Origin of the sequence: Micromonospora sp. NPDC049204 (assembly GCF_040647935.1) — a bacterium.
In the GTDB taxonomy this organism is placed as follows: domain Bacteria; phylum Actinomycetota; class Actinomycetes; order Mycobacteriales; family Micromonosporaceae; genus Micromonospora.
Genome location: NZ_JBEZDC010000004.1, coordinates 363256 through 372221, shown reverse-complemented (window position 1 = coordinate 372221; position 8966 = coordinate 363256). Strand labels below are relative to the sequence as shown.

Below are 8966 nucleotides of genomic sequence, written 5' to 3'. Positions count from 1 at the left end.
ACGCAGAGCTCTTGATCAGCTAGGCGAGAGGCAGGTGGGCTAGCGCGCCGGTTTCCAGCGCTGCCCAGATGCCGTTGGGGGTGACTGTGATGCCGTGTGGTTCGGACCCGGGGGTGGGCAGTTCGTAGCCGTCGATTCGTCCGGTGGGATCTCGGTGACCGATCCGGTTGGCGCCCCACTCGGTGAACCAGACGCCGCCGGCCGGATCGGCCACGATCGCGTGCGGACGGGCTGCCCGGTCCGGCAGCGGCAATTCGCTGATCCGGCCGTCCGGGGTGATCCGGCCGAGCTGACCGGCGGCGATCTCCACGAACCAGATGGCACCGTCGCCACCGAGTGTGATGCCGACCGGGCCGGCGTCCGGGGTGGGCAACGGATGCAGTGTCACCCCGCCATCGAGGTCGATCCGGCCGATCGCGTTCGCCTGATGCAGAGTGAACCAGAGAGCGTCGTCCCCGCCGGCAGTGATCATCGAGGCGAACCCCCCGGTCACCGGCAGCGGGAACGTGGTGACCGCGCCATCGCTGTCCAGCCGGCCGATCGTGTCGGAGGTCATCCCGGTGTACCAGAGCGCGCCATCGGGGCCGGCGGCGATACCACCCGGCCCGGTGCCGGTCGGCAGGGCGATCGTGCGCTGCGCGCCGTCGAGGCTGATCCGACCGATCTTGTCGTCTCCCGAGCGGGTGAACCAGAGAGCGTCGTCCGGCCCGGCCGCGATGATCAACGGACGGCCGCCCGGCGGATCCAGCGGGTAGGTCCGTACCGCGCCGTCGGCCCCCAGGCGGGCGATCCCGCCGCCGTGGACCAGCGTCAGCCACAGCGCGCCGTCGGGGCCGGCCGTGATGCCGTACGGGCCGGCGCCCGGCTCGACGAGCGGTATCTCCCGAATTTCCACGCTCATCACCAGCTGCGTCCTTCCGTCGGTGAATCGCCAACCCTGACGGCTCCGCCGACGAGGACGCAACCGAATTGACCGCCCGCCCGCCCGATTGTCAGGTCGCTGACAGGTTCGCCACGGGTCGCGCCCAGGCTGGCTGGTCACTGTCGGTGCTGACACGAGCGTCACCGACCTCCTGGAGGACAGCATGTCCCGCACCATCCGTCGGCAGCATCTCCTGGCCGGCCTCGCCACCGCTGGCGTCCTCGGCGTGGGGATCGCGGCCCCGACCATCGCCTTCGCCGCGGACACCCCGACGCCGGCACCGAGCGCCAGCGCCGCCCCGGCTCCCGGAGCGAAGGTCGACGCCGCTCCCGGCGCGAAGGCCGACCGGCAGAACGAGTTCGCCGAGGCACTCGCGAAGGAGTTGGGCGTGCCCACCGACAAGGTGACCGCCGCGCTGGAGAAGGTCCGCGAGCAGCGCCGGCAGGCCGATCGGCCGCAGCGCCCGTCGGCCGAGGAGCGGCAGGCCGCGCTCAAGCAACGGCTGGACCAGGCGGTCAAGGACGGCAAGCTCACCCAGGAGCAGGCCGACGCCATCACCAAGGCCGTCGAGGCCGGCGTCTTCCCCGGCCCGGGTGGCCACGGCGGCCACGGCTGGCGCGGCGGCCCCGGCGGTCACGGCCCGGGCGGCCCCGGCGCCCCCGCCGCTACGCCCGGCGCGTAGCGCTTCGGGGCAGGCCCAGGCCACACCGGGCCTGCCCCAGGCCTGATCCCCTCGACGTCGTGATTTCGCGGTGTCCACGACAGCCCGACACCCCCGAATCACGAGAACCGAGTCGATCACCGGCCCCCGGGACGCCAGTGCGGCCCCCGCACGCGGCGTCAGGCCCGCACGCGGCATCAGGCCCGCGCGGTCGTCAGGCCCGCGCGGTCGTCAGGCCGGCGGGGGCGTGAACACTCCCAGGTGGTTGCCGGCCGGGTCGAGCAGGTGGGCCAACGTGAGCCCGCTCGGGGCCGTCCGCACCGGCACCAGCACCCGGCCGCCGGCCGCCTCGGCCCGTCGGCAGGTCTCCGCCACGTCGGCGACCTCGGCGTAGAACACCGCGTAGTTCGGCGACGTCCCGTCGGTCGCCCGGATGGCCCCGCCGATTCCGGTGTCCCCGCCGGCCCCGGTCACCCGGTAGGACCCGCCGTCGGTTGAGCCCTGCTCCTCGAAGGTCCAGCCGAACAGCTCTCCGTAGAAACGTTCCGCCTCCTCCGGCCGGTCGGTGCCGATCTCGAACCAGGTGATGGGCGTCGTTGACATCTGCTGCCTCCAGGTTGTGCGTACCGGTCGTTCGGCCGCCGTCCGGAGCAGTCTCGGGGTCGTCCGCGACACCGTCCTGTCGGTGTTTCCAGATCACCCGACAGGGCTTCCTCCGACCGGGCCGTCAGCACCGCCCGCCGATGCGCCTCAGACCAGGCTCAACGCGCGGACCCGTTCGTGCGGGATGTCCAGATCCGTCGGGCGGAACTCCCGGACCACCACGTCGGGCAGCGCCTGGACGCTCCGGATCCGGTCGGTACGGAAGCAGCGCAACTCGTCGCGCAGCCGGCACCAGGCGAGCAGGTACCAGTGTCGGGGGTTGCCGAGGTAGCCCAGCGGTTCGACGTCGCGCACCGAGTCCGCGCCGGCGCGGTCGGCGTACCGGATGCGCAGCACCCGCCGCGCGGTGACCGCGTCGGCGACGATGGCCGGGACGGGCGTGGCCGGTCCGTCGCCGACGAGGTGCACCCGGCCGGCGAGGCGGTGCGCTTCGGCGGCGTCGGCGGCCGGCAGCACCGCCACCAGTTTGCGCAGCGCGGTGGCACCCGGCCCGGCGAACGGCGTGCCGTCGAGCCGGTGCAGCGCGACGGCCATCGCCACCGCCTCCGCCGCCGTCAGGTTGACCGGCGGCAGGGTGCGGCTGCGGTCCAGGACGTAGCCGCCGGTGCGCCCCGGCTCGGCCCAGATCGGCACACCGGCCTCCTGGAGAGCGCCGATGTCCCGCTCGATGGTCCGGCTGCTGACCTCGAAGCGGACCGCCAGCCAGCGCGCGCTGCGCGGCCGGGGCGACATCGCCCGCAGCTCCTCGACCAGGGCGTAGAGCCGGTCCGTACGGTTCATGCCCCGCACGCTACGACCGGGGTACGACGCCCGGACCCGCACGCGACCGGCCCGGCGACCGGACCGGGACCGACCGCCGTCAGGCGATGCAGGCGCAGACGATCAGCGCGGCGCCGAAGTGGGTGGCGGCGCTGACCCGGGCCGCCGGGTGCGGCTCCGGCGAGCAGATGACCTCGCCGAGCTTGCCCGGGGTGAGCAGGTCCAGCACCACGAAGGCCAGCGCCATGATCGCCAACCCGAGCAGCCCGAACACCACAGTGGAGGCGAGCCCCCTGCCGAAGTCGCTGTAGCTGGTCAGGATCGCGGTGAAGACGATCCCGGCGATGCCGAGCTGGTTGGCGGCCAGCAGCAGCCCCGCGTTGGCGTTGCGCTCGACCCAGATCAGGTCCCGCAACCGCCCGGGGGTGAGCAGGTCGACCAGGCCGAACCCGGCCGCCATCAGCCCCACACCGACGATCCCGAACACGACGCTCTGCCAGGCACCGCTGAGCAGATCCTCCAGCACCGACTTGCCTCCCGACTCTCCGCCCGGAGGGGTACCGGCGCGGTGATCGAGACGATAGCGGCAGTACGCAACCGCGTCAGCCCCCGGCGATCAGAGCGCCAGGTAGCGCTGCCGCTCGTACGGGGTGACCTCGCGGCGGTACTGCTCCCACTCGGCCCGCTTGTTGCGCAGGAAGAAGTCGAAGACGTGCTCGCCGAGCACCTCGGCGACCAGCTCGGACCCGGCCATCACGTCGATGGCCTCGGCGAGGTTCTCCGGCAGCGCCTCGTATCCCATGGCACGCCGTTCGGCGCTGGTCAGCGACCAGACGTCGTCCTCGGCGCCCGGCGGCAGCTCGTACCCCTCCTCGATGCCCTTCAGGCCGGCGCCGAGCAGCACCGCGAAGGCCAGGTAGGGGTTGGCAGCCGAGTCCAACGAGCGGACCTCGACCCGGGCCGAGTTGGGCTTGCCGTACGCGGGAACCCGGACCAGCGCGGACCGGTTGAGGTGACCCCAGCAGACGTACGCCGGGCTCTCGGTGATCCGGTCCGGCAGGGCCTGCGGGAAGAGCCGCTTGTACGAGTTGACCCACTGGTTGGTGACCGCCGTGTATTCCCGGGCGTGCACCAGGAGGCCGGCGATGAACGACTTCGCCACCTTGGACAGCTTCATCGGGTCGCCGCTGTCGTGGAACGCGTTGCGCTCCCCCTCGAACAGCGACAGGTGGGTGTGCATCCCACTGCCCGGCTGGTCGGTGAACGGCTTCGGCATGAAGCTGGCCTGCACACCCGTGGAGAGCGCCACCTCCTTGACCACGTGCCGGAAGGTCATGATGTTGTCGGCGGTGGTGAGCGCGTCGGCGTAGCGCAGGTCGATCTCCTGCTGGCCGGGCGCGACCTCGTGGTGGCTGAACTCCACCGAGATGCCGATCCGTTCCAGCGCCAGCACGCCCTGGCGGCGGAAGTCGCGCGCCACGGCGTGGGTGGTGTGCTCGAAGTAGCCGCCGGTGTCCACCGGGGTCGGCACCGAGCCGTCCTGGGGGCCGTTCTCCAGCAGGAAGAACTCGATCTCGGGGTGGGTGTAGAAGGTGAAGCCCTTCTCGGCCGCCTTGGACAGCGCGCGGCGCAGCACGTGCCGGGGGTCGGCCCAGGACGGACCGCCGTCGGGCAGCAGGATGTCGCAGAACATCCGGGCGCTCTCGCCGCTGACCCCGCCCTCGAACGGGAACACCTGGAAGGTCGTCGGGTCGGGCATGGCCACCATGTCCGATTCGAAGACCCGGGCGAAACCCTCGATGGCCGAGCCGTCGAAGCCGATGCCCTCCTCGAAGGCCGCCTCCAGCTCGGCCGGCGCCACCGAAACGCTCTTGAGCGTGCCCAGCACGTCCGTGAACCACAGCCGGACGAACCGGATGTCCCGCTCTTCCAGCGTACGGAGGACGAACTCCTGCTGACGGTCCACTTCCCCAACCCCTCGCGACGCTCTTTTTGTCCGCCTTGGTCGGGCTGCGCCCGACCTGATCGCCCAGTCTCCCCGGGCCTGGTTACGCAGACGTTACGCGAACTGCCGCCGGTCGTCCCCTCGTGTCCCGCCCGGCGAGCGCGAGCCCCGGCCGGGCCGCCCCGCGTCCGCCGCCGTGCCGGCCGGGCTCCTGCCGTCGCGGCCTCGCGGACGCCCGTCGCGGCAGGTGGCGGCAATCTCGTCCGAGGGTACGGATTGTCGCGCGGAGGCTGGGGCAAGATGAGGGCATGCCCACCCTGCGTCTCGCCCTGTCCCAGGTCAACCCGAGCGTCGGCGACATCGCCGGCAACGCGGACCTGGTCCGCAGCTGGACTCGCCAGGCCGCCGATGCCGGTGCCCAGTTGGTGCTCTTCCCGGAGCTGATGCTGACCGGCTACCCGGTCGAGGACCTGGTCTTCCGGCGCTCCTTCGTCGCCGCGTCCCAGGCCGCCGTCGAGCGGCTCGCCGCCGACCTCGCCGCCGACGGCCTCGGCGAGTTGCCGGTCGTGGTCGGCTACCTGGACGCCGACGGGCCGCCGCAGGTCAGCGGGGACGCCGAGCCGGGCCGGGGCGCCCGCAACGCCGCCGCGCTGCTGCACCGGGGAGTCGTTGCCGCCCGCTACTTCAAGCACCACCTGCCCAACTACGGGGTGTTCGACGAGGACCGCTACTTCGTCTCCGGCGACACGCTGACCGTGGTGCGGATCGGCGGCGTGGACGTCGCGTTGACCATCTGTGAGGACCTGTGGCAGGCCGGCGGGCCGTTCGCCGCCGCCCGGCAGGCCGGCGTCGGGCTGGTGGTCAACATCAACGGCTCGCCGTACGAACTGAACAAGGACGACATCCGACTCCCGCTGGTCCGCCGCCGGGCCGCCGAGGCGGGCGCCGCCATCGCGTACGTCAACATGATCGGCGGGCAGGACGAGCTGGTCTTCGAGGGCGACTCGATGATCGTGAGCGCCGACGGTGACCTGCTCACCCGTGCCCCGCAGTTCGTCGAGCACCTGCTCGTGCACGACGTCGACCTGCCGGCCGCCACCTCCTCGCCGACCACGGAGACCATCGCCGACGGGATGCGGATCGCGCACCACACGCTGGACGGCATTCCGCCCACGCCGTCCGGCCCGGCCGCCACCGGCGGGCTGATCGAGCCGGTGGCCGACGAGGCCGAGGTGTGGCAGGCGCTCGTGCTCGGCCTGCGCGACTACGTGAACAAGAACCGGTTCCCGTCGGTGGTGCTCGGACTCTCCGGCGGCATCGACTCGGCGGTGGTGGCCGCGCTGGCCGTCGACGCCCTCGGGCCGGACCGGGTGGTCGGTGTGTCGCTGCCCAGTCAGCACTCCTCCGAGCACTCCCGGGAGGACGCCGCCGACCTGGCCAAGCGCACCGGCCTGGACTACCGCGTCGAGCCGATCCAGCCGATGGTGGACGGTTTCCTGGCCAACCTGTCGTTGTCCGGGGTGGCCGTGGAGAACCTCCAGGCCCGGGTCCGTGGCGTGATCCTGATGGCCCTGTCGAACCAGGAGGGCCACCTGGTGCTGACCACCGGCAACAAGAGTGAGCTGGCGGTCGGCTACTCCACCCTCTACGGCGACTCGGTGGGCGGCTTCAACCCGGTCAAGGACGTCTGGAAGACGCTGATCTGGCGGCTCGCGAAGTGGCGCAACCGGGACGCGGATCGGCGCGGCGCGACCGCCCCGATTCCGGAGAACTCGATCGGCAAGCCACCGAGCGCCGAGCTGAGCCCGGGCCAACTGGACAGCGACAGTCTGCCCGACTACGACGTCCTGGACCCGATCCTGATCGGGTACGTCGACGGTGACCTGGGCCGCGACGGGCTGGTCGAGTCGGGCCACGACCCGGCGGTGGTCGACAAGGTGCTGCGGCTGGTGGATACCGCCGAGTACAAGCGACGCCAGTCGGCACCGGGCACGAAGATCTCCATGAAGGCGTTCGGCCGGGACCGCCGCCTGCCGATCACCAACCGGTGGCGCGAGCACGGCTGAGTCGTACTCCTCGGGGTGCCGGGTCGGTGCGGCCGGCCCGGCGTCGCCTCGCGCGGCCCGCGCGGCGCGGACCTCGCGCGGTGCAGTGATATCTCGCACTGGACTCTGCCGTCGCCCCGTCTCGCGGTGCGACGATCGCGACGGAACCCGGGGACCGCGCAGGCGGCCTCGAGGAAGGGAGACAGAGATGGTGGAGTCCACTCCGAGCGAGGTGACCGCGCTGTACGGCGGGCCGGTCACCCGTCGGGTCCGCACCCGTGACCTGCTCGCCGCCAAGGAGCGCGGCGAGCGGTGGCCGATGCTGACCTCGTACGACCAGTACACCGCAGGGATCTTCGACCAGGCCGGCGTGCCGGTGCTGCTGGTCGGCGACTCGGCCGCGAACAACGTGTTCGGCTACGAGACCACCCTGCCGATCACCGCCGACGACCTGCTTCCGCTGGTCCGGGCCGTGGTGCGCTCGACCCGGCAGGCACTGGTCGTCGGTGACCTGCCGTTCGGCTCGTACGAGGAGGGGCCGGCGCAGGCGCTGCGCACCGCCGTCCGGTTCATGAAGGAGGGTGGCTGCCACGCGGTGAAGCTGGAGGGTGGCCGCCGCTGCGCCGAGCAGATCGCCGCGATCGTCGGCGCCGGCATCCCGGTGATGGCGCACATCGGCTTCACCCCGCAGAGCGAACACACCCTGGGCGGTTACCGGGTGCAGGGTCGGGGCGACACGGCGGACGAGGTGCTCGCCGACGCGCGGGCGGTGGCGGAGGCGGGCGCCTTCGCGGTGGTGCTGGAGATGGTGCCCGGTGAGGTGGCCAAGCGGATCACCCACGAGCTGCCCATCCCGACCGTGGGCATCGGCGCCGGCCCGGACACCGACGCGCAGGTGCTGGTCTGGCAGGACATGGCCGGGCTACGTACCGGAAAGGCGCCGCGTTTCGTGAAGCGCTACGCGGACCTGGCCGGCGCCCTCACCGACGCCACCCGGCGTTTCGCCGACGAGGTTCGCGGCGGCGAGTTCCCGACGGCCGAACACACCTTCTAGTCCGGCCCGTCGGCCGGTCTCGCGCGGCGCGACCGGCGCGGCTTGATCCACTCCGTGTTCTTGAGGTCGGGGTGTCCCAGTGCGAGGGACACCCCGACTTCCCGGAAGCCGAGTGGATCACGCCGCTCGACTCAGAGGTCGGTGACGCGGATGCCGGCGTGTGCCTTGTAGCGCTTGTTGATCGCGATCAGGTTGGCGGTGAACGCCTCGATCTGGTGGGCGTTACGCAACCGGCCGGCGTAGATGCCGCGCATCCCCGGGATCCGGGCGGCGAGCGCGCCGACCACGTCGACCAACTCGCGGTCCTCGGTGCAGATCAGCACGTCCAGGTCGATCCGGTCGATCTCCGGGTCGGCCAGCAGCGGGGCACTGACGTGGTTGAACGCCGCGCAGACCCGGGAGTCGGGCAGCAACGCGGCGGCCTGCTGCACGGCGCTGCCCTCGGCCACGGTCAGCGCGTACGGGCCCTGCTTGTCGAAGCCGAGCGGGTTGACGCAGTCGACGACGATCCGGCCGGCGAGTGGCTCGGCGAGGGCGGCGACGGTGGCGGCGTGCCCATCCCACGGCACCGCGATGATCACCACGTCGCTGCGGCGGGCCACCTCGTCGTTGGCCGCGCCCGTGACACTGCCGGTGGCCGCCACACCGGGCAGGGCGGCGATCTCGGCTGCGGACTCCGCGGCCCGCTCAGCGTTGCGGGAGCCGATCAGCACCGTCTGCCCGGCCCGCGCGAACCGGTAGGCGAGCCCTCGTCCCTGGTCGCCGGTCCCACCGATGATGCCGACCGTCAGCCCGGACACGTCGGGCAGCGTGCTCGCGTCGTATGCCATGGGTTCATCCTCGCAAACCGGCCGAGCCGGCAGCGGCCCGGAGCACTGTGACGATCCCCGCTGAGCCGGGCCGCCGCGCCGGCGGGG

The 8966-nt window shown here is 72.2% G+C and carries 9 protein-coding genes; 3 read left to right on the top strand and 6 right to left on the bottom strand.

Annotated elements, in window-relative coordinates; genetic code table 11:
- Positions 1-19 precede the first annotated feature (19 nt).
- A complete protein-coding gene (locus AB0A90_RS10980; protein ID WP_357245015.1) occupies positions 20-901 on the bottom strand; it encodes a virginiamycin B lyase in 882 nt (293 codons plus the stop codon).
- Positions 902-1085: 184 nt separating this feature from the next.
- On the opposite strand from AB0A90_RS10980, the gene AB0A90_RS10975 reads away from it, so the two are divergent.
- On the top strand, positions 1086-1604 hold the full coding sequence (locus AB0A90_RS10975) for a hypothetical protein (protein ID WP_357245013.1): 519 nt from the start codon (positions 1086-1088) through the stop codon (positions 1602-1604).
- A gap of 210 nt (positions 1605-1814) precedes the next feature.
- On the opposite strand, the gene AB0A90_RS10970 is transcribed toward AB0A90_RS10975, so the two are convergent.
- From AB0A90_RS10970 to glnA, 4 genes are all read right to left on the bottom strand, one after another.
- Entirely contained in the window at positions 1815-2186 is a 372-nt protein-coding gene (locus tag AB0A90_RS10970) for a VOC family protein (RefSeq protein ID WP_357245011.1), read from the bottom strand.
- A 147-nt stretch (positions 2187-2333) separates the two neighbouring features.
- Positions 2334-3026 carry a WYL domain-containing protein gene (locus AB0A90_RS10965; RefSeq protein ID WP_357245009.1) on the bottom strand — a complete coding sequence of 231 codons (693 nt, stop codon included), beginning with the start codon at positions 3024-3026 and terminating at the stop codon, positions 2334-2336.
- A 79-nt stretch (positions 3027-3105) separates the two neighbouring features.
- Entirely contained in the window at positions 3106-3531 is a 426-nt protein-coding gene (locus tag AB0A90_RS10960) for a DUF350 domain-containing protein (protein WP_357245007.1), read from the bottom strand.
- A gap of 90 nt (positions 3532-3621) precedes the next feature.
- Positions 3622-4971, bottom strand: a complete 1350-nt coding sequence (gene glnA, locus AB0A90_RS10955) for a type I glutamate--ammonia ligase (RefSeq protein WP_354974466.1) — start codon at positions 4969-4971, stop codon at positions 3622-3624.
- A 287-nt stretch (positions 4972-5258) separates the two neighbouring features.
- Between glnA and AB0A90_RS10950 the strand changes: the two genes are divergently transcribed.
- On the top strand, positions 5259-7016 hold the full coding sequence (locus tag AB0A90_RS10950; protein WP_357245005.1) for an NAD+ synthase: 1758 nt from the start codon (positions 5259-5261) through the stop codon (positions 7014-7016).
- A gap of 187 nt (positions 7017-7203) precedes the next feature.
- A complete protein-coding gene (panB, locus tag AB0A90_RS10945) occupies positions 7204-8049 on the top strand; it encodes a 3-methyl-2-oxobutanoate hydroxymethyltransferase (protein WP_357245003.1) in 846 nt (281 codons plus the stop codon).
- 131 nt (positions 8050-8180) lie between these two features.
- Here panB and npdG read toward each other — a convergent pair whose 3' ends face one another.
- On the bottom strand, positions 8181-8879 hold the full coding sequence (gene npdG, locus AB0A90_RS10940) for an NADPH-dependent F420 reductase (protein ID WP_357245001.1): 699 nt from the start codon (positions 8877-8879) through the stop codon (positions 8181-8183).
- Between the last annotated feature and the right edge of the window lie 87 nt (positions 8880-8966).

Excerpts from the sequence above, each read along its gene's own strand:
- AB0A90_RS10965 (WP_357245009.1), bottom strand. The coding sequence starts at position 3,026 with ATGAACCGTACGGACCGGCTCTACGCCCTGGTCGAGGAGCTGCGGGCG.
- AB0A90_RS10970 (WP_357245011.1), bottom strand. The coding sequence starts at position 2,186 with ATGTCAACGACGCCCATCACCTGGTTCGAGATCGGCACCGACCGGCCG.
- npdG (WP_357245001.1), bottom strand. The coding sequence starts at position 8,879 with ATGGCATACGACGCGAGCACGCTGCCCGACGTGTCCGGGCTGACGGTC.
- AB0A90_RS10980 (WP_357245015.1), bottom strand. The coding sequence starts at position 901 with ATGAGCGTGGAAATTCGGGAGATACCGCTCGTCGAGCCGGGCGCCGGC.
- AB0A90_RS10950 (WP_357245005.1), top strand. The coding sequence starts at position 5,259 with ATGCCCACCCTGCGTCTCGCCCTGTCCCAGGTCAACCCGAGCGTCGGC.
- panB (WP_357245003.1), top strand. The coding sequence starts at position 7,204 with ATGGTGGAGTCCACTCCGAGCGAGGTGACCGCGCTGTACGGCGGGCCG.
- AB0A90_RS10975 (WP_357245013.1), top strand. The coding sequence starts at position 1,086 with ATGTCCCGCACCATCCGTCGGCAGCATCTCCTGGCCGGCCTCGCCACC.